The sequence below is a fragment of the Nonlabens sp. genome, from assembly GCF_051251825.1.
Lineage (GTDB): Bacteria > Bacteroidota > Bacteroidia > Flavobacteriales > Flavobacteriaceae > Nonlabens.
In genome coordinates, this window is the sequence record NZ_JBPOGG010000015.1 from 1 (window position 1) to 23,891 (window position 23,891).

Here is a 23,891-nt window from a genome sequence, read left to right on the forward strand (position 1 = left end):
ACTTCAGTCGGCGCAAATAAAAAGAACGCCGCAGGCGACAGAACAAATTCACAGCGGCAGACTTCAGTCTGCCAGCATTAATAAAGAATAATTAATAAGTAGATTGAACACAAAAACCTTTTTCTCAGATAGAAATTATCGTGTCGCGTTACGCTGGAGTATCGCTATCATATATCTCATCATCATTGCCGGTGCTGTGGTACGCATGACAGGATCTGGAATGGGTTGTCCTGATTGGCCTAAATGTTTTGGCTACTACATTCCTCCTACTGAGACAAGTGAATTAGAATTTTCACCAGACACACCTTATAAAAAAGGAATGGTGATCATTCATGATGAGGAACTACGCGTTGCCAAAAAAGATTTCTTCACTACAACTTCTTATCAAGAAGCAGACTGGAACGCTTATACTAAGCATGACTATGCAGTGTTTAACGTATATCACACCTGGACAGAATATGTGAATAGATTAATAGGCGCACTCGGTGGATTAGTAGTACTCATCATGTGTGTGTTCTCATTAAAATACTGGAAAAAACGCAAGAAAATTACAATTCTAAGTATAGTCGCATTGCTCGCCATGTTGATTCAAGCAGTGATAGGTAAAATAGTAGTAGATACTAACCTGTCTCCAGCACTTATTACCATCCACATGATTGTAGCCTTGCTAATTGTGGGACTACTTATATACTTACTTCACGAAGTACAACCCGTCGATAATAGATATGAGGCACAATCATCCTTCTATAATTTAGCCGTAATACTGATTGTGCTTACCTTAATTCAAGTAGCGCTAGGAACTCAAGTAAGACAGTATTTAGACCATCAAATAGATGAGTTGGGTTATCCATTTTTATCCATTTGGTTAGAAGAAAATGCTCCATTAGTATTTCTCGTGCATCGCTCCTTCTCTATTCTATTATTAGGTTTACACGGTTGGTTTGTATATAAAGCGATCAAATTTTTAGGACATCCTAGAAGATACTACGGCTGGCTTATGGCGCTGTTATTATTGACTATTTTCACAGGCGTGCTTATGAATTATGTGGACTTTCCATTTGGTTCTCAAGCGGCTCATTTAGTTCTTGCTTCTATTATTTTAGGAGTGCAGTTCTACTTAATGATGCGTTTGAGAAAAGCGATAAGCTCATAGTTTTAAGAATTAGATTACTTTTTAGTAACTATAGGTTTGTTGAATACGCTTTCGCGAAAGCGTGTCAAAAATCACACATAATTACCACACTTCATTTTCCTCAAACGATAGGATAAGTGTATCTTTGTCCACCTTAAAAAGTAATCCATGATTTATAGATTTAGAGCTATTCTAGATGCGACTGATGACGTTTTCCGCGATATAGAAATTGATGGTAGCGCTAGTTTAGAAGATTTCCATAATGTACTCACGCAAAGTTTCCAATTACCTGGAGATGAAATGGCTAGCTTCTATTCAAGTGACGAAGACTGGAACCAGAATGAGGAGTTCAGCCTCTTTGACATGAGTGAAGGAGCTATTCCTGCTCGCACGATGAGTGGTACCACTATTGAAGAAGTTGTCACGACTGAAAAGCCTCAATTAATCTACATATATGATTTCTTAAGTATGTGGACATTTCTACTTGAACTAGCAGACGTTGCTGGACCTCAAGATGGCGTAGCTTATCCACAAGTGATATTTTCTATAGGTGAATTACCAGACAGCGCACCCGATAAAGAATTTGAGGCAGATCCACGATTTGCAGACGAGACTGGAGGCGATGAGGAATTCCGTGGTGATATAGATGATGGTGATGATGATTTTTATGACGAACAAACTTTTGACGATTACGACTTATACTAGAATACTATGATCAATCTTTTCAACACGCGTATTGAACAACTAGCACTTCACCGTGTAGGTAATAAAAATAAAGGAGAAATCCTTTTAACGTCTGCCGGCACAACTCCACTGGATGACGAGTTACATGCGTTGATGAAGGAATACTTTCTGAAACCTTTCCGTTCAAAAGAAGAGACTTATTATAGCTTTACTCATGAGCAAGATCTAGAGTTTCATGAAATGTATGGTTTTGCAAAAGCAATTTTCAATACACCAGCATCACTACTAGAAATTTCTAAAAAGATTGCCACACAATTGTATGAGCAGAGTGTTCATCCACACATAAGAAGTGGAGAATTGTATGTATGCCATCTTGATAATGTCATGCTCGATAATAAAAAAACGAGTGCGATTGGGATTTTTAAAAGTGAGCTCAAACAAGATTTCTTGCAGTTTGAAGAAGGTGAAGATGATTTGAGAATCTTATTACAGCAAGGTGTTAACTTGAACAAGCTGGATAAAGGTGCCATCATTTTTGATACAGACGAGGAAACCGGTTATAAAATTCTCTCCGTAGATTCAAACCGCTATGATGCAAAATACTGGTTAGAGAGTTTCTTAGGTGTGGACGTTTTTGAAGATGAGAATTTCTTCACAAAGAAGTATTTAAAATTTTGTCAGGATTTTGCAAAAGAAGTAGTCCTTCCTGCTGAGGATAAGAAGGAAGAAGTGATGTTTATGAATCGCTCTGTAAATTATTTTGCAAAGAATGATGATTTTGAAGAAACTGCGTTTTTAAACGCAACACTTGATAATCCAGACTTGATTCCTGAATTTAAGAATTATAAAGTAGAGAAAGGTCCTAAATATAGTATTGAAGACGTTTCTAATTTCCCGATCTCAAACACAGCAGTAAGTGCTGCTCGTAAAGGAATTAAAAACATCATCAATCTAGATACCCACGTACAGATTAAAATGGATTTCACAAATCCTGAAAGTGCAGAGAAGTATCTAGAAAAAGGATGGGATGAAGAAAAACAAATGTATTATTACCTAGTTTACTTCAACCGCGAAGAGAAAAAATAACAGTCATGAAAAAGTCATTTGCTTATGTTCTTATAGCCGTTGTGGTTGTTTTATGTGGTGTACACATTTCCCGCATGAACTGGGCAGACTTGAGCTGGGAAGCTAACCAGAGTCCATACACTGGATTGATTATCGCTTTACTGATAGGTGTTCTTGTAGTTGCAAGACTAGTAAAGGGAGAACCTAAGATTTAAGAGAAGCTACATGGCTCCATAAAGAGCTGTTTTGAACCATACTGCTCATTATCCATTTATTCTATGTAGGTTTACCATAGGTCATTTTAAATGATGACTGATTTTGTGCTACGGCACATTTCACTAATTAATCAATAAATCATGGCAAAGAGTAAAGACGCAAAGAAGAACGTAAAAAAGGAACCTACTAAAACAGCCAAAGAAAAAAAAGCTGAGAAGAAATTAAAGAAAGGTAAATAGATCTTAGAACATTATTCCTTTATAGAATAACTGCATACTATTAAACCCAAGTGAATTTAAAATCACTTGGGTTTTTAAATTAGATTCTTTTTTGAGCAGCCGCATTACCCCAATCTGCGATAGACTGAATCAAAGGAATAAGAGTTTTCCCAAAATCCGATAATGAATACTCCACCTTAAGTGGTGGCTTAGATGTAAAGACTTTACGCTCTACTATTCCATCTTCTTCCAGTGTTTTTAATTGTAAACTTAATGTGCGTTCAGTGACAGTCGGCATCATTTTGCGCAACTCGTTATATCTTAATGGACCATCTATAAGATGAAATAAAATCACCGTTTTCCACTTTCCTCCAATCACGCCCATGGTTAAACTCGCACAACATGGGTATTCTTTACCATTAAATGAATGCATAATTCTTATAAAATTTAAACTATCCTTTTTGACCGTTATTGCAAAGATAGAATACTATACTTAATTTTGTAACTATAAATAATATAGTTTAAAAATACACATATGAGTTTTATAGAATCCATGCAACAACGTTATACTACAAAACAGTATAATGCAAGCAAGAAAATAGACAGCAAGAAAATAGCCGAGTTAAAAGAAATTTTACAACTCAGCCCATCATCCATCAATAGTCAACCATGGAAATTTACTTTTGTTTCAGACAAAGAAACCAAGCTTAAACTGTCTGAGGTTTCCTGGATCAACACCAGCAAAGTAATCGATAGTGATACCGTAGTTGTTTTTAGCAGAATAGATAATCTCGATTTATTTGAAAAGCAAATAGAGGCAGAATTACCAGAAGGTGCTGTAGGTTACTATAAAGAGTTTCTTAAACCACAACCCGAGGCAGATGTAAAAGCATGGTTTGATAAGCAAGTGTATCTTTCCTTAGGTGTTTTTCTAAGTGCCTGTGCAGCTATGGGAATAGATGCAACTCCTATGGAAGGAATTGAACCAGCAAACTATGATAAGATTCTAGGAGATACAGACCATGCAACGCTAGTAGCCGTAGCTATAGGATATAGAGATCAGGAAGACTTTAATCAACCTAGTAAAAATCCTAAATCTAGAAGAGCACTTAACGACGTCGTTAAAAGTATCTAATGTCATTTTTTGAATAATTATGGTAAGCCCAAAGATTCTATGAAGAATCTTTGGGCTTTTTAATAACTTCCTTCACTTTCATTTCCCATCTCTCGAGTTCCTTTTTACCTTTACATAAATTGATCGATTTATGTCTTCAGAGCTTTCTGTATTGTTATTTGTGTTGCTAGGTATTGTTATAGGCGCTGTGGTAGCATGGTTTTTCATGAAATCTAAAGCTGCGAGCACTGTTAAATATTTAGAGTCTGAAAAGTCTCAATTGCAGTCTCAATTGGAATTGCAACAGCAGGCTGTGACAGAACGTGATCAGTTGCGACTTGAATCCAGTAGCTTAAAAGCACAACTAGAATCTAAGCTAGAAACACAGCATGATTTAAATTATAGACTCGATAAGCTTGAAAAGCAATACATAGAAGTTAATCGTGAAAAAAATAATTTAGATATCCTTCTTGCTGAGCAACGTACCGCTTACGCGAAAGCAGAAGAAAAACACTCTGAGGCACAACAAGAAATTGAAAAACTCAACGAGAAATTCACTAAAGAGTTTGAGAATCTGGCCAATAAGATTCTAGATGAAAAAAGCACCAAGTTCACTGACCAGAACAAAAAGAACATCGAGCAAATATTGAATCCATTGCAGGAGAAGATATTAATGTTTGAAAAGCGTGTGGAAGACACTCACAAAGACACTATTGAACGTCAAAGCATTCTTAAACAGCAAATTATAGGTCTCAAAGAACTCAACGAGCAAATGAGTAAAGAAACTACTAACCTTACCAAAGCCTTAAAAGGTGACGCAAAAATGCGAGGAAATTGGGGTGAACTAGTGCTAGAACGCGTTCTTGAAAAATCGGGTCTGGAAAAAGGATCAGAATATGAGGTACAACAAAGCTTCAAGACCGAAGACGGAAAAACCGTTTTCCCAGATGTGGTCATCAATCTTCCAGGTGGGAAGAAAATGATTATAGATTCTAAGGTTTCCTTAAACGCTTATGAACGCTACGTAAATGAAGAAGATGAAGTATTACAAGATCGTCATTTAAAAGAACATGTAAACGCACTTAAAAAACACGTGAGCGACTTATCTGGTAAGAATTATCACGAGTTATATCAAATAGAAAGTCCAGACTTCGTACTACTTTTTGTACCTATAGAACCAGCATTTGCCATGGCATTAAATGCAGATTCTAATCTATACAGTGAAGCCTTTAATAAAAACATCGTTATCGTCACTCCTACTACGCTACTGGCTACATTGCGCACGATTGACACCATGTGGCAAAATGAAAAACAGCAAAGAAACGCTCTCGATATCGCCACTGCAGCCGGTGGATTGTATGATAAATTTGTACTGCTTACAGAAGATTTAATTAAAGTAGGAAGTCAGCTGGATACCGTTAAGAAGAGTTACTCTTCTAGCATGAATAAACTTACTGAAGGTTCTGGTAACCTTATAGGTCGAGTCGAACGATTAAAAAAGCTAGGTGCCAAAGCCAATAAAAATCTCAATGAAAAATTATTAAATCGCGCCATTGAAAACGATCCCGATTTTCTAGATGGTAGCGATGAAGAAAAACGATTGGATTTATAACATCCCATCTGCCCTGAGGATATCTTCTTGAATGACGAGAGTATAGTCTTCAAGTTTTCATTTATTTTTATTTTTCATTTTATTTTTGACAGCATTTTTACCTCGCCTCAGTCCTCTCCAGCGGATAGGAAGCCGCATTTGTTCTTTAATAGAATCCTAGTTGAAATAGTTTGGGATTCATGATTCTCATCTCTACTACGGACATCTTACCAAAGGAAATAGTTTTTTAATTAAGGTTTATTTTCGAGTTCAAATTCGAGTTCATTTTCAAGTTCAAAATATATTACGCTTTTACGTAATAAAGTGACATTATTACACTTTTATGTAATAATTATTAATATTACGTAATAATGTAATATATTTGAATTATTACGCATTTACGTAATAATTTAAAAATCAATTATGGAAGTAATATTAGCAGGTGATATTATAGGTTCTCAAAAGAACAAGCCCGATGATTTTCTAAGTGTTATTGAACCTATTTTAAAAGAACACTGTAAAGATGGTATGTACCAAATCTACAGAGGTGATAGTTTTCAAGGCTGGATTAAAACTCCAGAGCTAGGATTATCCATTTGTCTTAAAATAAAAGCCGCCTTAAAAAGTAAAGGTTCGCTAGATGTGCGCATCGCTATAGGAATGGGTGAAGTTAATCTTATTGATAACAACATCGCATTATCCACTGGTAGTGCGTTAACACGTTCAGGAGAATTGCTCGATTCCTTAAAAGAAGTAGATCAAAATTTGATGGTTCAAAGTAATCATCATCTAGATTATTATATGAATACAGCTTTAAAAATGGCATTGCTCTATATGGACCAATGGACCCAAAATGGAGCTGCAGTCATACATCAAACCATTAAAAATCCAGATGCTACACAAACCCAACTCGGCGAGATATTAGGCATTAAACAAGCCACTGCCAGTAGAAGATTAGAAAGAGCCTACTGGAATGAAACTCAAGATATCATAGAATTATTCAAACAATACTATAAAGACATAAGCCATGCTCCTACTCATTAAATTACTGATAGCCCATTTTTTAGGTGACTTTGTACTGCAGTCTAACTCTTTTACTAAAAAGAAAGAAAAACACCAGCTTAAATCACCACACTTATACATTCACGTGTTATTGCATGGTTTACTAGTATTACTATTCTTAAATGATCTAGAATTATGGTGGGCAGCACTGCTTATTATGGTGACACATTTAATCATAGATGCAGGTAAATTAAAATTAACTAATAAGAAAAACGCACGCTGGCTATTTCTCATAGATCAACTACTGCATATCCTTGTGATTATTGTAGTCTATGGAATCATTGAAAATTTTAACTTGATAGAAGACTTTCAAATTCCAGAGCAACTATGGTTGTTCATACTATGTGCCATATTCCTTACCAGCCCAGTAGGAATCATGCTCAAGGTGTTTTTTACAAGATGGAAATTAACCGAAAAAGATACAGGAATAGATTCCTTAAAAAATGCTGGTAAATGGATAGGAATGATTGAAAGGTTACTCGTTTTTGTATTCATTATCTCAGGTAATTTTAGTGCGGTAGGTTTTCTACTCACGGCAAAATCGGTGTTCAGATTTGGAGATTTGAGTAAAGCAAAAAATATGAAGCTCACCGAGTACGTTTTAATAGGGACATTGCTTAGTTTTGGTATCGCAATTCTTGTGGGATTGCTATTTAACAATATTATATTATGAAAAAGATTTTAGGTATCATCATCGCAACCATTGCCATCATGGCGATATTGTGGTATAGTTTTCTATATTTTGCAAGCTATTCAGACGGTTATCGCTCTGGAGAGTTGATAAAATTTTCAAGTAAAGGGTTTGTTGTGAAGACTTGGGAAGGCGAGATTTCTCAGGGAATAAGTGGTGCACAGATTTTTCAATTCTCAGTTATGGATAATGAGCCTGAGGTCATTGAGAAATTAAAAGAATATCAAGGTAAGTATGTGAAACTGAAATATGAAGAAAAATTTGGAACGTTCTTCTTTTGGGGTGATACTAAGTACTTTATTACAGAGGTTACTTTAGAGAACTCACCTCATTTTAATAAATAAGGAATTAAGAATACTGTTCTTTTTGTTACGCTTTCGCGAAAGCGTAACCACAAAAACCAACCGCAATGAAAGATCTTTATAAATCGCCAGAGCAATCCAGAGTCATGTTATCACTACTCATGTTACCATCAAATGCCAATTTTTCAGGAAAAATCCATGGTGGTTACATATTATCACTCATTGACCAAATTGCGTTTGCGTGTGCCTCAAAGCATAGCGGTAACTACTGTGTAACGGCAAGTGTGGACGTGGTAGATTTTAAAGCGCCCATAGAAGTAGGCGAAATGGTGACTTTAAAAGCATCAGTAAATTATGTGGGGAAATCTTCCATGGTTGTAGGGATACGTGTAGATGCAGAGAATATCCAGACTGGAGAATCTAAGCACTGTAACTCCTCATTTTTAACCATGGTTGCCAAAGATAAAGAAGGAAACACCGTTGCTGTTCCTGGTCTCAAGATAAGCAGTGAAACTCACGTACGTAGATTTGCCAGAGCCATCAAAAGAAAACAAATCAATAAAAAAAGCGCCCTAGAAATCGCACAAGCAAACTTCTCTGACGCTAGTTATAAGGAAGAATTAAAAAATTATAACGTACAAATTACTCTTTAGAAAACACGTACTAGGTTAAATCCAAAGAAGAATCTACCATCTAGCCAGTCGCCAGTTCCTTGACTCAAGAAACCGTTTGTTAACATGGGTTGAGAATTTGTAAAGTGCATTTGAAAAACGTGTCCACCAGTTTCTAGATCGACTCCTATACTTAAAGGATTTACATATGGACTGCCGCTAGCTCTATTCATGTGGTAACCATAGTCTGCATTTATAGACCAGCGATTAGTCAGTTTATATCGTGCTCCTACTCCTAAAGCATATTGCGTATTATCTTGAGGATCATAATTCACAAAATTCTCATGAAATAAAGTAGGACTTATTTGAGCAGATAACCTTTTAGAAATTTTACGTGCAATAATAACTTGAGCAGTGTAACCTAATCTGTTTTCAAATTCTAGTTTAGGTAAAATTTCTTTATCCAGTCCTGTATTAATATCCAATGCTGTAAAAGCTGATATACTCATTGGAAAACCTGTTGTCTGTTGTTCTGCTAGTTTAAATTTACTAGCAAGTTGATAGGTTTTATTGAAAGAACTACGGCTAGCTTCTATATGCATCCAGTCTGTTAATCCATAAACAAATTGGAATCTTGTTACTGCATTATCAAGACCAAATAAATCTTCAAATCCATTCTCTACACTACCAAAACGGTGCGAAATGATCAATTGAAATTCATTTTTTGCCACCAATTTAGTAGTTTCAAAATTGACAACTTTAAGAGATTTCCATGTAGAAGTTACTGTTGTATCATCTTCTGGTTCTAATCCTTCAAGTAAATCATCTTGTGCAAATAAAAATGCTGGTGCGAGAAATAAAAGGTAAACTAGTTTTTTCATAATAGTAAAAAGCCGCTTTTTTAAACAAAAAGCGGCTCGTATTAAAGGGAAGAATTATTTTTTGATAAAACGTGCTGTAGTAACTGAGCCGTTAACTGCAACGTTTGCTATATAAATACCAGCACTTAAGTCTGCTACGTATAATTCGTTTTCTTGTTGAAGAGATACTTCCTTTAGTAAAGCTCCATTCATATTATAAATCTCAAGCTGACCTTTTTCTAATTGATTCAAATTGATATTTAAGATATCATCTGCCTCAGTTGGAAACATATTAAAACTAGAAATAGAAAGATCTGTACCATTTGATAAAACTGGAGCTGAACTTCCAGCGAGCATTTGGTCACCACTATTCCCTGAGGCACCATTTGCTTGAATCGTAGAATAATAAAAAGTTACCGGACCTACATTATTATTAGGAGCTCTCCATGAAAATGACCAGCTAGAACTATTTGAAGCTGAATGTGTCAACCCATTACCTAATCCACCATTACGAGCTTGACTTCCAGTACCAGCGGTCCAGTTACCAACTTTTGTGTTATTTTGATCCTCAGCAGTGATGTTAAAGCCAAATTTATTAACTGAAGAACCGTTAATAGACAATGTAAGATTGTAAGTCGTTCCTGCTACATAATCCATAGGAACACCAGTAAGAATAGGTGTTCCACCATGAGTAGATCCTGGAGAATGACATGCTGTACAATTGTTATTTGCATCTCCAGGCGAACCTGAATAATTTCCACCTTGACCACCTGTGAAACCTACTAATAAAAGTAAGCCCAATGGCAAAGCAGTTAATAAACTGTAAAATGAGTAATTTTTTTTCATCGCTTTTTTATTTAATTTATTTTAATATCGCTTGATCTATTTTAACTTCTTCCATCAGGTCGTCGTATCCTAAACATCTTCCTTTAATGGTAATTGATTCATTTTGTTTAATTCCTGTTGTTTCAAGTATTTCCACAAAAATTTGATCATCTAATGTAATACTTGTTTCCTCTACTGAGCTGACCACACCTTGAATCTCGATAACTTGATCTAGTGCTTTAGTATCATTTACAACATCATCGTCTGTAAATAGATTGATTAATTCTTGAGAATTAAAAGATGCTGTTGCCTGACTTAAGGCAACATCTCGATGATCCTGGTATAAATAATTATATCCTAGAATACACAAAATGGCAACTAAACTTAACCCTATGACAATCTTTTTAATCATTTGTAGAAACAAATATTGTTTAAATTTATAACAAATTTATCATAGAATCGTATATTTATAAAAAAAAATAACTGCATGAAATACAAATGGTTATACATTATTCCCGCCTTTATTCTCACTTCTTGTACTAACACAAGTCCAGATGATTTAGTTAATAATGAGCCCATCACAGAAACTATTAAGTATAATGAGAACGTCGCTCCTATTATCCAAAGTCAATGTGTTCAATGTCACAACAGTAACTTTGCATCTGGTGGATTAGTACTAGAAAACTATGCTGATGTAAGAATGAGTACAGAAAGTGGTTCGCTAATTGATAGGATTACTAGAAATGCCGGTGATCCACTCTTGATGCCTCAAAATGGGCAATTACCAGCTGCAAGTATTAACTTAATCTCACAGTGGCAAACTGATGGTTATCTAGAAAATTAAAAATGAAAATAGTCTTATTAAGTATTTTATCGCTCTTTTATATATCTACCCATACTAATGTGGATCAAAAAGAACGTTATCAAACGAGAACAGGAACCATAAGTTTTGAGGCCTCAGTACCTAGTTTTGAAGCTATAGAAGCAGAAAATAAAAGCTCTACGGTTGTTCTTGATATGAGTACAGGAAATGTTGCAGCACTAGCGCTTGTTAAAGGATTCAGGTTTCCCATTGCTTTGATGCAAGAACATTTTAATGAAAATTATATAGAAAGTGATGATTTCCCTAAGGCAGTTCTTAAAGGAACTTTAAAGGATTTTAATGCTATAACTTTTCTAGAAAACGGAAAAGACGATTATACACTAGAAGGTAGTTTAGAATTACATGGAGTTAAAAAACAAGTTTCTATTCCAGTACAACTATCTAAAGATGGAAAAAGCATTTTACTCACTTCTTCTTTTAACTTAAAACCAGCAGATTTCAATATTGAAATTCCAGGCGTAGTATCAAAGAAAATAGCAAAAGAAGTACAGGTTACTGTACATGCTACTTTAGATAAAAAATAAAATTATTACATATAAAAAAAGAGCACTGTTCTCACAGTGCTCTTTTTTTTATAATTAAAATCGTTCCCTACTCTACTTTCTTAGCATTCATCTCATAGAAGAAGAAGTCATCATTAGGAACATCAAATGTGATCCCTTTTACAGTGCCATAAGCATCTTTTTCAAAAGTTACTGTTCCAAAAGAATACCACGCTTGTGGCTCGTCCCAATTGATTTCATAAGAATCATAATTAAAATGAGTCAAGTGACTATTCAATAATGGTGTGTGCTCCCATTCTAGGACAAGCTTTTTTCCTTTCTGCTTTACATAGAAATTTCCATAAATAGGCGCATAATAAGTTCCTATAATTTCTGAAGTTTCAAGCGTAGGTTTTGTACCTTTTACTTGTTTTGCCTTACGGTCTGCAATACGAGTGTCAGACTTTTTCCAGTTATCGTATCCTTCCAGCATTTCACTGCTCCAATCTTTGTGTTCTCTATTTAAAAATCGGTCAAAAACGGCATATGCAATAGCATTTGTAGGTGCTTTAGGACCATTAGTTAATACCACAACTCCTAAATTTTCGTCAGGTAACATTTGAACGGTAGAGATCATTCCATCATATCCACCACCATGTCTTACTCTAAAATGACCTTGATAATCACCTATAAACCAACCTAATCCATAACCAGAATATGTCATTCCAGTACTATTACGATTCACATGATTCACACCAAAACTATTATGCAAATTCCACATGTTATTACGGTTACGAGTGTTGAACAAAGTGTCATTATTTTGAGTCACACCATGATTCATGTTGGTAATCATCCATTTACTCATGTCGTGAACGCTTGAAATAATTCCGCCAGTTGATTGTACATTGTCCCAGGCTACCCAAGGAATTACATAGTTTTCATTTTTATCATTCATCGCATGCGGACTTGCTACATTTTTATTTCTACCAAAATCTTGAACACTCACCACAGTTTCATCCATTCCTACCGGTTCCAAGATACGTTCCGTCACATTTTCTTTAAATGATTTTCCCGTGATTTTCTCTATCAAATCTCCAGCTGTTATAAACATCAAGTTAGAATAGCCATATCCATCTCTAAATTCATAGGCTTGCGGCACGAACTTAATGCGTCGCACCACTTCTTCAGTGCTCAACTCAGACTTGTACCAGATCCCATCACCTGAAAAAGTTCCCAATCCTACGTTATGACTTAACAAATCCTCAACGGTTACCATTCCACTTATAGTTGGATCATAAACTTCAAAATAAGGTAGATGACGTTGCACTTTATCTTTCCAATCCAACTTTCCTTCCTCTACTAATTGCGCAATAATTGCCGCCGTAAATGCTTTGGTATTACTGGCTATGGCATATAAAGTGTGCTCGTCTGGAGACTTGCGCTTCCCTACTTCCATGACTCCATAACCTTTTTCAAATACGATCTCGCCATCTTTAACTATTCCTACACTTACTCCAGGAATGCCCCAATCTTGTACTGTTTTAGAAATGTAACTATCGAGTTCTTTTAAATCGACTTCTTGAGCGATTGAAGTGGTTGCTGTTAATAATAAAAGTGCTAAAAAGAATTTTTTCATAATGAGAGTAATTGAAGTAGAAAGATAATGGATGTTACGCTTTCGCGAAAGCGAGATACTAAAACAAAGAAAATAAAAAACCTTGCTCTAGTGAGCAAGGTTTTAGAAAATGTTTATGATAACTGAATCTACTACTTACTCAAGTACATTCTTCTGCGAGCGTATAGTTCATAAAAAGCGTCATCTTTAAGACTATCTACAAATAAAATACTCTCACCGGTAGATTTCATCTCTGGTCCTAAGCGCTTATCAACGTTTGCAAACTTATTGAAAGAGAATACTGGTTGCTTAATCGCATAACCTTCTAACTGTGGATTGAAATTAAAGTCTGTCACCTTATTATGACCTAGCATGACTTTAGTCGCATAGTTTACATAAGGTTCTCCATAAGCTTTGGCAATAAATGGAACTGTTCTACTCGCTCGCGGATTTGCCTCAATGATATAAACCTTATCATCTTTAACAGCAAACTGGATATTTATCAATCCCACGGTTTCCAGTGCTAGCGCAATCTTTTTAGTATGATCTTTAATTTGTTGCATTACTAAATCACCTAAGTTAAATGGTGGCAATGTCGCATTTGAATCTCCAGAGTGCACTCCACATGGTTCAATGTGTTCCATGATTCCTATAATGTAAACGTTCTCACCATCGCAAATCGCGTCTGCCTCTGCTTCTATGGCTCCATCTAGATAATGATCTAGAAGTAATACATTATTAGGTATTTTTCTTAAAATATCTACTACGTGCTCTTCAAGCTCGTCTTTATTTATTACAATCTTCATTCCTTGTCCACCTAGTACATAAGATGGTCTTACTAGAATAGGGAAATCAAGATGCTCTGCTGCGGTAAGTGCCTCGGCTGGAGTGGTTGCTGTTGCAAACTCTGGATAAGGAATATTATTTTCTTGAAGCATTTTTGAGAATAAACCACGATCTTCTGCAAGATCAAGTGCTTCATAACTAGTTCCCATAATTTTAATACCGTAGCGAGATAATTTCTCTGCTAGTTTAAGAGCTGTTTGTCCACCTAATTGAACAATCACACCTTCGGGCTTCTCGTGACGTATGATGTCATATATATGTTCCCAGAATACTGGTTCAAAATAAAGCTTGTCTGCCGTGTCAAAGTCTGTTGAAACCGTTTCAGGATTACAGTTAATCATTATAGTTTCATATCCACATTCTTGAGCAGCATAAACTCCATGCACACAACAGTAATCAAACTCAATTCCTTGTCCTATACGATTAGGTCCAGATCCTAAAACGATGATTTTCTTCTTATCAGATACGATACTTTCATTCTCTGCATATCGATTCCCGTCTGCAGTTTCCATCTCAGCCTCAAAAGTTGAGTAATAGTATGGTGTTTTTGCTGGGAACTCTGCCGCACAAGTATCTACTAATTTATAAACACGATTGATGTTCATCTCATCGCGCTTGTTATAAACCTCACTTTCTAGACAACCCAGCATGTGTGCTATCTGACGATCTGCAAATCCTTTCTGTTTAGCTTCTAGAAGTAGCTTTCGCGAAAGCGTATCAATATCAAATTTAGTAATCTCAATTTCTAACGAGTGTAATTCCTCAAACTGCTTGAGGTACCACATGTCTATTTTAGTAATATCGTGGATGCGAGAAAGCGAAATTCCCATCGCAATCGCATCATACAAAGCAAATACTCGATCCCAACTTGCATTGGTCAATTTCTCAATGACCTGATTATAATCTGTATATCCTTTACCGTCTGCACCTAGCCCATTACGCTTAATTTCAAGTGATTGTGTTGCTTTGTGAAGTGCTTCCTGGAAAGAACGACCTATTCCCATCACCTCACCTACAGACTTCATTTGTAGTCCTAGAGTACGATCTGCTCCTTCAAACTTGTCAAAGTTCCAGCGCGGTATTTTTACAATTACATAATCTAATGTAGGCTCAAAAAGTGCGCTTGTAGATTTTGTAATTTGGTTATCTAATTCATCAAGTGTGTAACCTATAGCTAGTTTAGTAGCGATTTTTGCGATAGGATAACCCGTTGCTTTTGAAGCCAGTGCACTAGAACGACTCACACGTGGATTAATTTCAATCGCGATGATATCTTCCTTCTCATCTGGGCTTACTGCAAACTGCACATTACATCCACCTTCAAATTCACCTATACTGCGCATCATGTGAATAGCCATGTCACGCATTTTTTGATACGTGCGATCAGATAATGTCATCGCTGGCGCCACTGTAATCGAGTCACCCGTGTGGATTCCCATAGGATCCATATTCTCGATAGAACATATAATAACTACGTTATCATTCTTATCACGTAGTAACTCTAGCTCGTATTCTTTCCAACCTAAAAGTGCTTTATCGATCATTACTTCGTGGATAGGAGAAGCTTCAAGACCACGAGTTAATAATTCATCATAATCTTCTTCCTTATGAACAATAGCTGCTCCAGCACCACCTAGTGTGAAGGAAGAACGGATACATAATGGAAAACCAAATTCCTGCGCGATTTCTTTTCCTTTTAAGAAAGACGTAGCCGTTGCTTGTGGAGCCATTCCTACTCCTATCTCACCCATCAAATTCCTAAATTTCTCGCGATCTTCAGTAACATTAATGGCGTCTATATTTACTCCTATCAAATCTACATCGTGGTCTTCCCAAATACCTTTTTCCTGAGCTTCAATACATAAATTAAGTGCGGTCTGTCCACCCATGGTAGGTAATACCGCATCAATTTGTGGATGCTCCTTTAAAATTTGACGTATTGAGGTCGTGTTTAATGGTAAGAGATACACGTGGTCTGCCATGCTAGGATCTGTCATGATCGTAGCAGGATTTGAATTGATAAGAATAGTTTCTATTCCATCTTCTCTTAAGGAACGAAGTGCTTGTGTTCCAGAATAATCAAATTCACAGGCTTGTCCTATGACTATAGGTCCACTACCTATGATTAATATGGATTTGAGATCGGTTCTTTTCGGCATTTTAATGTACTTTTTTAGGTGGCTTAAATATCGTGGTAAAAATTTAGTTTTTGGTCTTGATTTGAGTTGTGGTTTGAGAAGTAATAAACAGGTTTTCGACTATTTTAAAATCCCTTGAGACTCGTTACAAGACATAAAAAAAGGCGTTACTTTAAAAAAAAGTAACGCCTTATATATCAATACTAGAGAATCATTATCTCTTATGTCTTAACTCTGTAGATACAGAAAGTTTCTTACGACCTTTTGCTCTACGACGTGCAAGAACCTTACGACCGTTTGCAGATGCCATGCGCTCTCTGAAACCATGTTTGTTTCTTCTTTTTCTTTTAGACGGTTGGTATGTTCTTTTTTGTGCCATAGCTTATATTCTATCTCTATATATAAAAAGGATTTCTCCTCCATTTTTTATCGGGTGCAAATATAAGAAGTCTTTTTACACAAGCAATAGGTGATGTTGTTTTTTTTGAAATAATTTTTGAGTTGATTTTGAATTAAATTTATTCTTAGAAATATAAAATATGGTGCCCAAATTGTAAATCTATTAAAAATCTCAATCCTACAAACCACGCTACTCTTCTCTTAAATATTTATCTTTGCAGCTTAATTAAAAAACCACCATGTTTAATAAAAACATTAAAATCGTCATTGCTGTGTTGATCGTAGCATTTGCCGTATATCAATTTACATTGAACGAAATTATGAACGGTATCTTCTTGATACTGCTCGCTGGAATATTCGTTTTTCTTTATTTTAAAAACGAGATGATCTTGCTGGCGTTCTGGAAACTGAGAAAGCAAGATTTTCCTGGAGCTATGAAATGGCTTGATAAAATTAAAAATCCTGAGGCAGCTCTAGTCACTAAGCAACAAGGTTATTATAACTACTTACATGGTTTAATGATTTCTCAAACTAACATGACCAAAGCTGAGAAATACTTTAAAAAGGCTATCAAATTAGGATTGAGCATGGATCAAGATCTTGCCGTTGCAAAATTAAACCTTGCCGGTATCGCTATGACCAAACGTAGAAAACGTGAAGCCACTACGCTGCTTACTGAGGCCAAAAAACTAGATACACACAACATGCTCGCTGATCAAATTAAAATGATGAAACAGCAAATGAAGAAGATCTAGCTGTTGGCTGTTGGAATATAAAATTATTAAAATGCCCAATCTAGCGATTGGGCATTTTTTTATGGCTGGAATAATTTTAGTTCAAATAAACATTTATCTTAAGTCAGCAGCAGATTCCGCATCGAGTGCGGAATATCAAAAATCAAAAACTTTCCCATCTGCTGCGAGTTCTACGTTAGGGAATGTTTCTAGCGCTTCTTTTCTGAATAGTTCATAATCGCCGTAACGTGTGGAGTAATGTCCTAATATTAGTGTACCTACTTCAGCTTGTTTTGCAATATCGGCGGCTTGTGCAGCGGTGCTGTGTTTGGTACGCTCGCAGAGATCTTCGTGAGATTTTAAGAAGGTAGATTCGTGATAGAGCACGGTCGCATTCTTTATAATAGGAACAATATCGGGCTTATACATCGTATCGCTGCAAAATGCATAACTCAATGCCGGTACCGGATCCATAGTGAGTAAATCGTTTGTGATGACCTCGCCATTTTCTAATTGGATATCGTGACCTTGCTTCACTTTACGATAGTAAGCATGATCTATTCCATATTCTTCACAGGCAACTATATCTAGCTTGCGTTCCAGTGGTTTCTCTTGAAATAGATATCCATTGGTATAAACTCTGTGATTTAGTGGAATGGTGGTTACTGTAACCTTTTCATCTTCATAGATAAGATGAGATTCTTTGGACTCGCTTTCGCGAAAGCGTAAATCAAAAGTCGTGTAACTCTTAGTCAACTTTAATTGTAATAAAATGATCTCGCGTATACCTTTAGGACCGTAAATGGTAAGTGGCGTATCTCTGCCTAGTAAACAAAACGTAGAAATCATCCCAATAAGGCCAAAAAAATGATCGCCATGGAGATGAGATATAAAGATTGATTTAATACGAGAAAACTTCACTCTATTCAAGCGCATGGCCATCTGGGTTCCTTCTCCACAATCAATCAAAAACAAATTACCACGCATTTCAAGGACTTGAGATGTAGGTCTTGTTGATGCTGTAGGAGTTGCACTATGGCAGCCTAGAATGGTTAGTTTCAAATGTTATTAAATTATTGGGTTTGTGAGTTTCATGGAATGATTAAAACCCTAAATCTCTCTCGATGTCTTCCATCTCGATAACGTCTTTTGCTTCTTGCAAGGTAGGAACTACAAGCAATTCCACCGGAATCTCATCTGGTGACAATGCAGCATTTACCATTACAAAGGATTGTTTAGTTGCTCTGTGGTTATTACTTAATTCTAGAAAAAGTAATAGATCTGGTAGTGTAGCATCATGATACTGTATTAAGTCTACGATCACACTTTTACCTTCAAACTGGTCAAATATGGTAGGCAGGAACTGAGCGAAGTTTTTTATATCATCATATTCATCTCTCAGTAACGTAAAATTGTCGTGAGTTTCACTAATCATCGCGTTGAATTTTTGAAGCAATTAAATATAAAACGGCCATGCGTATCGCGACACCATTCTCTACTTGGTTAAGTATTATAGCTTGGTCTGAGTCTGCTACATCACTGGTTATTTCTACACCTCTATTTATAGGACCAGGATGCATAATGACAATCTTCTTTTTAAGACTGTCCAGTAATTCCTTATTCACACCATATTGTTGCACATACTCACGTACACTCGGGAAATAAGAAATATCCATGCGCTCGTTCTGAACACGTAGCATATTTGCAACATCACACCATTCAAGTGCTTTGCGCAGGTTTAATTCCACTTTTACACCTAGTGATTCTATATGAGTAGGAATTAAAGTGGCTGGTCCACAGACCATGACCTCTGCTCCTAGTTTTTGAAGACAATAAATATTAGAAAGAGCTACACGACTGTGTAAAATATCACCTACAATCACTACCTTTTTACCTTCAAGAGTTCCTAGTTTTTCTCTTATACTATAAGAATCTAGTAATGCCTGAGTAGGATGTTCATGTGCTCCATCACCAGCATTTACTATACGTGCATTTACATGCTTAGCTAGAAATACTCCTGCACCAGGATTAGGGTGACGCATCACTACGATATCCACCTTCATGGCGAGAATATTATTTACTGTATCAACTAATGTTTCACCTTTCTTTACAGAACTTTGCGATGCGCTGAAGTTGATCACGTCTGCACTTAATCGTTTCTCAGCGAGTTCAAAGGATAGTTTAGTACGAGTAGAGTTTTCAAAAAAGAGATTTGCAATAGTAATATCTCTCAGTGATGGTACCTTTTTAATAGGTCTATTAATCACTTCCTTAAACTGATCTGCGGTAGTATGAATGAGTTGAATATCCTCTTTTGTGAGGTCTTTTATTCCTAATAAATGGTTCACACTTAATTCACTCATTAGCTTTCATTTTTTAATAGGTAAACAGCATCTTCTCCATCATTTTCTTTCCAGAGCACTTTTACTTTTTGGTCGCCTATGGCATCTACTTGTCTTCCATTATAATCTGGCTGTATAGGAAGATGTCTAGAGAACCTGCGATCTATAAGCGTTAATAACTCGATAGATGCTGGTCTTCCAAAAGATTGTAAAGCCGTCAAGGCTGCTCTTATACTACGACCTGTATAAAGGACATCATCTACGATAACCACATTCTTATCTTCAACGATAAACTGTATGTCTGTAGAATTTGCTTTGAGCGGTTCATCTCCACGACGGAAGTCATCTCTATAAAAAGTAATATCAAGTAAACCTGTTTTCAAATCCTTAATCCCGTAATGTTCTTTTAACATGACAGAAAGTCGATTCAATAAAAACCTACCTCTAGGTTGTAAACCTATAAGTGCTGTTTTTTCAAAACGATTGTGATTTTCAATTAATTGACACGCTAACCTGTGAAGTATAATATCCAGTTCTTGCGCGTTGAGAAGTATTTTTTGACTCATTAATTGCTGCTAATTAATGCAAAGATAACTATTTTGCATAGGATAATGAATCATAATGAAATTACAATCTTATATCAAAATCGTTTTAGTTGCCATTCCGGTATTAATGATAGGATGGCAAGTCTATGCCAGTAATTTTATGACACTTACTCCATGGAAAGGTGGTGGCTATGGTATGTACACTGAAAGTCATCGCACTCTAGGTTTAATCCAATTAAAAAATGATACAAGGACTATTCATGTATATCCATTAAGCGATGAACTTTACGAGAAACTAGACAGCCTGGATCAACGTTCTTATGATCTTCATAAGAAGGAAGCCATGCTATTTATCTATTTTCCACAAAAGTATTTTGATGCCTATAAAAATTTAGAATATTTAAAAAGTCTAGTTAAGGAAGGTGACACTTTATATCTTCAAGGAGTTGAAATTGACATTGATTCTAAAAGTATTCTTCAAAAAATCCTATTTGAGAATGCGATTTAAATTATCAAATTTACTTGATAAAGAAATAACCATACTTTATCACATACTTATACTGACAGTAGTTAGTCACGGTTTTACTTTATGGACCAGTCTTAGATTACCTGTTTTAATACTTGCAATAGTTTTTATTTTTTATCGTAACGTGAAAATTGAAAAATGGGTGCTTATCATTTATTCTTTATTTTTTGCAGGTCATATTTATTCAAATTATTACAACACAGCAAACCACTATTTCCTATTAGGTATTTTCACTTGGTATGTTACTTATAAACTATGGTTCAAGGATTCTAAATGGAATTTCCCTTTATACCTTATCTCTCTTATATTTTCAATAGCCACGTTGCAAAAGTTAATCTCACCTTACTTTATGAATGGAAACCTCTATGCAGAGCTTTTCCTATCTGGAGATAGTACACCTTATATAGGTGAGCTTTTATTTACAGACTATAATCACCTTGTAGAACAATTTCAAGAATTTTACACTATAAGGTACGGTGGACACATGACTAGTTTAGAGGTTAGTGATTCTATAGTTATGTGGATTAAAGTAATGACTTATGTTATTCTATTAGTAGAATTAATCGTTACCGCATTTTTATTATTTGCTAGACATTATTATAAGTATCTCGTTTTCTTAATATTCATAATAGGTACCGCCTTTTTAAGGTTTGAATATGGATTCTTTTCTATACTGCTATTGATTTGTTTGTTTGATGTAAAGTTGCCTCAAACTAGACTTCATAAATACTACCTAGCAGTATTCTTAGTTATGATTGTCATTTACACACTTTACAATCAGAAGATCATTTTTGGTTCGTAATATCTATCGTTATTAAATAGGTTCAATTATTTAAGTTCATCACAGCCTTACTAACTTTAAGACATAAAAAAATCCCTTGTCAATTTGACAAGGGATTTATAATCATTACTTAAAGTAAATCTATTCTTCTTCAGTAGAAGCAGCTGGAGCAGCTTTAGCTTTCGCTTTAGCCTTTGCTTTTGGTGCAGCTTTAGGAGCTTTACCTTCCATGCGGTCTTTAAGAGCTTGTAGCTTAGAGTTTGCATCACCTAGTGTAGGCTTATCAGTTGACTCTGCAGATTTTGCAGCTGCCTGCTTAACAATCTTAGCTTCTTCTTCTTTATGGATTACCATGTGAGAAGCAACAACTCTCTTAAATTCTTTATTGAATTCAATGATCTGGATTTGAGCCATCTCACCTTTCTTCAATTTAGTACCATCTTCTTTTTCTAAGTGACGAGTAGGAATGAAAGCAGTAATGTCTTCATTAAACTCAACTACAGCACCTTTATCTACCATATCAGTAATAGCAACCTCGTGAGTTGAACCTATACCGAAATCAGCCTCATACTTATCCCATGGGTTATCCATAGTTTGTTTGTGACCTAGTGATAATTTACGTCCTTCTACATCTAGTTCAAGAACAACTATGTCTAGTTTATCTCCTACTGCGCAGAATTCGCTTGGATGCTTGATTTTCTTAGTCCATGATAAGTCAGAGATGTAGATTAATCCATCTACTCCTTCTTCTAACTCAACAAATACACCAAAGTTTGTGAAGTTTCTCACGATACCGTTGTGAGTTGAACCTACAGGATACTTAGAAGTAATATCTGTCCATGGATCTGGGTGAAGTTGCTTCATACCTAGAGACATCTTGCGATCTTCTCTATCTATAGTAAGAACTTGTGCATCAACTACATCACCTACTTTTACAAAGTCACCAGCACTTCTTAAGTGTGTAGACCATGACATTTCAGATACGTGAATTAATCCTTCAACTCCTTCTTCAACTTCAACAAATGCACCGTAATCTGCGATTACAACTACTTTTCCTTTTACGTTATCACCTGGCTTGATCTTGTCAGATAGAGCTTCCCATGGGTGAGCCTCTAATTGTTTAAGACCTAACTGGATACGTGACTTATCTTCATCAAAGTCAAGGATTACTACGTTAAGTGTTTGATCTAATTCTACAATCTCGTTAGGGTGATTGATACGTGACCAAGAAAGGTCAGTAATGTGAACTAATCCATCTACACCACCTAAATCAACAAATACACCGTAAGAAGTAATGTTTTTCACAACACCTTCTAGTACTTGTCCTTTTTCTAGACGAGAGATAATTTCTTTTTTCTGCTCTTCGATATCAGCCTCAATAAGAGCTTTATGAGAAACTACTACGTTTTTAAATTCGTGGTTGATTTTCACAACTTTGAATTCCATAGTTTTATCTACATAAGCATCATAATCACGGATAGGCTTCACATCAATTTGTGATCCTGGTAAGAAAGCCTCGATACCAAATACGTCTACAATCATACCACCTTTAGTACGACATTTTACGTAACCGTTAACGATTTCTCCTGTATCGTGTGCGTTGTTAACGCGTTCCCAAGCCTTGATAAGACGTGCTTTACGGTGAGAAAGGATCAATTGTCCTGTCGCATCTTCACGTACATCTACAAGAACCTCAACTTTATCACCTTCTTTAAGGTTTGGGTTGTAACGGAACTCATTTAAAGAGATAACACCTTCAGACTTTGCGTTGATGTCAATAATTGCATCACGATCTGTGATTTTAATTACTGTACCAGTCATCACATCGTTGTCGATGGTATCTACGAAGTTATCTTCTACAAGCTTTTCAAAAGCTTTCAATTGATCTTCATCAACTTTTTCGATTCCTTCACTGTAACGTTCCCAATCAAATGTGTCTAAGAATTCAGTTGGGTTAGTTTGTTGTTCTGTAGCGGTAGGTGCAGTGTGCGCCTGTGTTTCTTCATTAGAAACTTCTGCTACTTTTTTGTTGTCTTCAGCCATAATAGGTTGCTGATTAAAATTTGTATTCTAAAGAGGCGTGGAAACTTACAGAACTTCCTTAGAAGATTTGTTTATAAAGTTTTGATTCCCAACCGGTTTCCTTATTCTCGATTTGGGTTTGCAAAAGTACAATTGTTTTTATTAAAATCATACAACTTTTTGAGTGTAATTCACTGACGGCGATCT

At 35.8% G+C, this 23,891-nt stretch carries 27 protein-coding genes; 15 read left to right on the plus strand and 12 right to left on the minus strand.

Going from position 1 to position 23,891, the window contains the following annotated elements; all coding sequences use genetic code 11:
- Positions 1-103 precede the first annotated feature (103 nt).
- The 4 genes from ACSHWW_RS13020 (at position 104) to ACSHWW_RS13035 (ending at position 3,096) form a co-directional block, all read left to right on the plus strand.
- A complete protein-coding gene (locus tag ACSHWW_RS13020) occupies positions 104-1,153 on the plus strand; it encodes a COX15/CtaA family protein (RefSeq protein WP_435682900.1) in 1,050 nt (349 codons plus the stop codon).
- A gap of 147 nt (positions 1,154-1,300) precedes the next feature.
- Entirely contained in the window at positions 1,301-1,837 is a 537-nt protein-coding gene (locus tag ACSHWW_RS13025) for an IS1096 element passenger TnpR family protein (protein WP_435682901.1), read from the plus strand.
- Positions 1,838-1,843: 6 nt separating this feature from the next.
- Positions 1,844-2,902 carry a nucleoid-associated protein gene (locus ACSHWW_RS13030; protein WP_435682902.1) on the plus strand — a complete coding sequence of 353 codons (1,059 nt, stop codon included), beginning with the start codon at positions 1,844-1,846 and terminating at the stop codon, positions 2,900-2,902.
- Between the two features lie 5 nt (positions 2,903-2,907).
- Positions 2,908-3,096 carry a hypothetical protein gene (locus ACSHWW_RS13035; RefSeq protein WP_435682903.1) on the plus strand — a complete coding sequence of 63 codons (189 nt, stop codon included), beginning with the start codon at positions 2,908-2,910 and terminating at the stop codon, positions 3,094-3,096.
- A 319-nt stretch (positions 3,097-3,415) separates the two neighbouring features.
- On the opposite strand, the gene ACSHWW_RS13040 is transcribed toward ACSHWW_RS13035, so the two are convergent.
- Complete coding sequence (locus ACSHWW_RS13040) at positions 3,416-3,748, minus strand: winged helix-turn-helix transcriptional regulator (RefSeq protein WP_435682904.1); 333 nt, start codon at positions 3,746-3,748, stop codon at positions 3,416-3,418.
- A 102-nt stretch (positions 3,749-3,850) separates the two neighbouring features.
- Here ACSHWW_RS13040 and ACSHWW_RS13045 point away from each other — a divergent pair, with 102 nt between their 5' ends.
- The 6 genes from ACSHWW_RS13045 (at position 3,851) to ACSHWW_RS13070 (ending at position 8,728) form a co-directional block, all read left to right on the plus strand.
- The gene (locus tag ACSHWW_RS13045; RefSeq protein ID WP_435682905.1) at positions 3,851-4,450 is read left to right on the plus strand and encodes a nitroreductase family protein; all 600 of its coding nucleotides are present in this window, start codon (positions 3,851-3,853) and stop codon (positions 4,448-4,450) included.
- A gap of 130 nt (positions 4,451-4,580) precedes the next feature.
- Entirely contained in the window at positions 4,581-6,041 is a 1,461-nt protein-coding gene (gene rmuC, locus ACSHWW_RS13050; RefSeq protein WP_435682906.1) for a DNA recombination protein RmuC, read from the plus strand.
- 402 nt (positions 6,042-6,443) lie between these two features.
- Positions 6,444-7,064, plus strand: coding sequence for a MarR family transcriptional regulator (locus ACSHWW_RS13055; protein ID WP_435682907.1), 621 nt, complete (start codon positions 6,444-6,446; stop codon positions 7,062-7,064).
- A complete protein-coding gene (locus ACSHWW_RS13060) occupies positions 7,048-7,755 on the plus strand; it encodes a DUF3307 domain-containing protein (RefSeq protein WP_435682908.1) in 708 nt (235 codons plus the stop codon). Before ACSHWW_RS13055 ends, ACSHWW_RS13060 begins: the two co-directional genes overlap by 17 nt.
- Entirely contained in the window at positions 7,752-8,117 is a 366-nt protein-coding gene (locus ACSHWW_RS13065) for a 6-phosphogluconate dehydrogenase (RefSeq protein WP_435682909.1), read from the plus strand. The genes ACSHWW_RS13060 and ACSHWW_RS13065 overlap by 4 nt, the downstream gene beginning before the upstream one ends.
- 65 nt (positions 8,118-8,182) lie before the next feature.
- A complete protein-coding gene (locus tag ACSHWW_RS13070) occupies positions 8,183-8,728 on the plus strand; it encodes an acyl-CoA thioesterase (protein ID WP_435682910.1) in 546 nt (181 codons plus the stop codon).
- Here ACSHWW_RS13070 and ACSHWW_RS13075 read toward each other — a convergent pair.
- Genes ACSHWW_RS13075 through ACSHWW_RS13085 form a run of 3 tightly spaced genes read right to left on the minus strand, consistent with a single transcriptional unit; the run spans position 8,725 to position 10,783 of the window.
- The gene (locus ACSHWW_RS13075) at positions 8,725-9,567 is read right to left on the minus strand and encodes a DUF5777 family beta-barrel protein (protein WP_435682911.1); all 843 of its coding nucleotides are present in this window, start codon (positions 9,565-9,567) and stop codon (positions 8,725-8,727) included. The two genes, ACSHWW_RS13070 and ACSHWW_RS13075, sit on opposite strands and share 4 nt — an antisense overlap.
- A gap of 54 nt (positions 9,568-9,621) precedes the next feature.
- Entirely contained in the window at positions 9,622-10,392 is a 771-nt protein-coding gene (locus ACSHWW_RS13080) for a choice-of-anchor V domain-containing protein (protein ID WP_435682912.1), read from the minus strand.
- A gap of 16 nt (positions 10,393-10,408) precedes the next feature.
- Positions 10,409-10,783 carry an OB-fold protein gene (locus ACSHWW_RS13085; RefSeq protein ID WP_435682913.1) on the minus strand — a complete coding sequence of 125 codons (375 nt, stop codon included), beginning with the start codon at positions 10,781-10,783 and terminating at the stop codon, positions 10,409-10,411.
- Between the two features lie 75 nt (positions 10,784-10,858).
- On the opposite strand from ACSHWW_RS13085, the gene ACSHWW_RS13090 reads away from it, so the two are divergent.
- Both ACSHWW_RS13090 and ACSHWW_RS13095 read left to right on the plus strand, forming a co-directional pair.
- The gene (locus ACSHWW_RS13090; protein WP_435682914.1) at positions 10,859-11,215 is read left to right on the plus strand and encodes a hypothetical protein; all 357 of its coding nucleotides are present in this window, start codon (positions 10,859-10,861) and stop codon (positions 11,213-11,215) included.
- Positions 11,216-11,217: 2 nt separating this feature from the next.
- The gene (locus ACSHWW_RS13095; protein WP_435682915.1) at positions 11,218-11,778 is read left to right on the plus strand and encodes a YceI family protein; all 561 of its coding nucleotides are present in this window, start codon (positions 11,218-11,220) and stop codon (positions 11,776-11,778) included.
- Positions 11,779-11,845: 67 nt separating this feature from the next.
- On the opposite strand, the gene ACSHWW_RS13100 is transcribed toward ACSHWW_RS13095, so the two are convergent.
- The 3 genes from ACSHWW_RS13100 to rpmH form a co-directional block, all read right to left on the minus strand.
- Entirely contained in the window at positions 11,846-13,372 is a 1,527-nt protein-coding gene (locus tag ACSHWW_RS13100; protein ID WP_435682916.1) for a serine hydrolase, read from the minus strand.
- A 131-nt stretch (positions 13,373-13,503) separates the two neighbouring features.
- On the minus strand, positions 13,504-16,356 hold the full coding sequence (gene carB / locus ACSHWW_RS13105; protein WP_435682917.1) for a carbamoyl-phosphate synthase large subunit: 2,853 nt from the start codon (positions 16,354-16,356) through the stop codon (positions 13,504-13,506).
- A 193-nt stretch (positions 16,357-16,549) separates the two neighbouring features.
- Entirely contained in the window at positions 16,550-16,714 is a 165-nt protein-coding gene (gene rpmH / locus ACSHWW_RS13110) for a 50S ribosomal protein L34 (RefSeq protein WP_042249657.1), read from the minus strand.
- 259 nt (positions 16,715-16,973) lie between these two features.
- On the opposite strand from rpmH, the gene ACSHWW_RS13115 reads away from it, so the two are divergent.
- Entirely contained in the window at positions 16,974-17,489 is a 516-nt protein-coding gene (locus ACSHWW_RS13115; protein WP_435682918.1) for a DUF2892 domain-containing protein, read from the plus strand.
- Positions 17,490-17,624: 135 nt separating this feature from the next.
- On the opposite strand, the gene ACSHWW_RS13120 is transcribed toward ACSHWW_RS13115, so the two are convergent.
- From ACSHWW_RS13120 to pyrR, 4 genes are read right to left on the minus strand one after another with little or no spacing between them, the layout of a single operon-like run.
- Positions 17,625-18,530 (minus strand): ribonuclease Z, encoded by a 906-nt coding sequence (locus ACSHWW_RS13120; protein WP_435682919.1) that lies wholly within the window; start codon positions 18,528-18,530, stop codon positions 17,625-17,627.
- Between the two features lie 40 nt (positions 18,531-18,570).
- Positions 18,571-18,903 (minus strand): ribonuclease Z, encoded by a 333-nt coding sequence (locus tag ACSHWW_RS13125; protein WP_435682920.1) that lies wholly within the window; start codon positions 18,901-18,903, stop codon positions 18,571-18,573.
- Positions 18,896-19,831, minus strand: coding sequence for an aspartate carbamoyltransferase catalytic subunit (locus ACSHWW_RS13130; RefSeq protein WP_435682921.1), 936 nt, complete (start codon positions 19,829-19,831; stop codon positions 18,896-18,898). Before ACSHWW_RS13130 ends, ACSHWW_RS13125 begins: the two co-directional genes overlap by 8 nt.
- Positions 19,831-20,376, minus strand: coding sequence for a bifunctional pyr operon transcriptional regulator/uracil phosphoribosyltransferase PyrR (gene pyrR, locus ACSHWW_RS13135; protein WP_435682922.1), 546 nt, complete (start codon positions 20,374-20,376; stop codon positions 19,831-19,833). Before pyrR ends, ACSHWW_RS13130 begins: the two co-directional genes overlap by 1 nt.
- A gap of 55 nt (positions 20,377-20,431) precedes the next feature.
- Here pyrR and ACSHWW_RS13140 point away from each other — a divergent pair, with 55 nt between their 5' ends.
- Both ACSHWW_RS13140 and ACSHWW_RS13145 read left to right on the plus strand, forming a co-directional pair.
- A complete protein-coding gene (locus tag ACSHWW_RS13140; RefSeq protein WP_435682923.1) occupies positions 20,432-20,863 on the plus strand; it encodes a hypothetical protein in 432 nt (143 codons plus the stop codon).
- Entirely contained in the window at positions 20,853-21,683 is an 831-nt protein-coding gene (locus ACSHWW_RS13145) for a hypothetical protein (RefSeq protein WP_435682924.1), read from the plus strand. Before ACSHWW_RS13140 ends, ACSHWW_RS13145 begins: the two co-directional genes overlap by 11 nt.
- A 120-nt stretch (positions 21,684-21,803) precedes the next feature.
- Here ACSHWW_RS13145 and rpsA read toward each other — a convergent pair whose 3' ends face one another.
- Positions 21,804-23,705, minus strand: a complete 1,902-nt coding sequence (gene rpsA / locus ACSHWW_RS13150) for a 30S ribosomal protein S1 (protein WP_435682925.1) — start codon at positions 23,703-23,705, stop codon at positions 21,804-21,806.
- Positions 23,706-23,891 lie beyond the last annotated feature (186 nt).